This is a genomic window from Serratia sp. HNCC26DJ206 (assembly GCF_057180605.1).
Genome location: NZ_JBXUGP010000138.1, coordinates 1 through 557, shown reverse-complemented (window position 1 = coordinate 557; position 557 = coordinate 1). Strand labels below are relative to the sequence as shown.

Here is a 557-nt window from a genome sequence, read left to right as displayed (position 1 = left end):
CATACCGCTCTGATCCTGGGGCTATTGCTCAGCAAGGCAGCTGGTGCCGTTTCCCCCGTAATGGGCGATCCCTCACTTCAGCCGCCCCCCTTGCCGATGGACAGCAGTTGCAACCTGTCTGTCGGGGGCAGCGTGATTGACTACGGCAGCCAATCCCGCTGGCAGATGCAAAGCGCCTCTTCCGGGGGTAATGCAGTGACCCCCGGCAAGCGCACCTTGATGCTGAACGTGGTGTGCCCCTACACCCAGGCCATGCGCCTGACGTTGCGTGGGGATTTGCGTTATGGCGAGCGCGGCAGCACGGTGGTCCGCCTGTTTGATGTGCAAATAGACGGCCACAGTGTGCAGGTAGTCAACACCACGCCCACCGGGATGATAAGCGGCACGCCAACCAACGATCAGTTGCTACAGGCGGGCCAAACGGTGGCAGCCGTTCAGAATGGTCAGCTTGCCAAAGGCAAAGTCCTCACGGCGCGCCTGGAGATAGAGCCGACGCTGCCAGAGTCTGAAGCCAGAGTGTTGGCAAGCCGGATGAGTGAGTCGATGTTGACGCTGGA

1 protein-coding gene is annotated in these 557 nt (G+C 61.0%); it reads left to right on the top strand.

The window, feature by feature from the left end:
* Positions 1 to 557: DUF1120 domain-containing protein (locus AC2A1E_RS24300; RefSeq protein WP_484385893.1), on the top strand; the 557-nt coding region annotated here is incomplete at both ends.